At 45.9% G+C, this 242-nt stretch carries 1 pseudogene; it reads right to left on the bottom strand.

The features are described 5' to 3' along the window. A pseudogene (locus tag LKX83_RS32820) lies at positions 1–242 on the bottom strand (hypothetical protein); the annotation flags it as partial.

Raw genomic sequence — 242 nt, 5'->3', positions numbered from 1 at the left:
AAAACGGATCTTCGATTGCTCACTTTGGAATGACATGAAAATGAATGCGATACCGAAGACTAGATTTTCCGCCGTGATTATGTGCCAAACATACGTGAATACTACCCGCGTATCCATGGATATCGCTCCACTGTCAAGCATCGGCAGCACAGCGGATTGCCCGTTCCATGCATGCGTGACGGCAAATAGCACCGCAAGAACGCCTGCGATCAGATAATAAAAATTTCTAACCTTGATGTTGA

This window comes from Cohnella baijiui (genome assembly GCF_020731285.1).
In the GTDB taxonomy this organism is placed as follows: domain Bacteria; phylum Bacillota; class Bacilli; order Paenibacillales; family Paenibacillaceae; genus Cohnella.
This window is presented reverse-complemented; position numbering and strand designations above follow the sequence as displayed.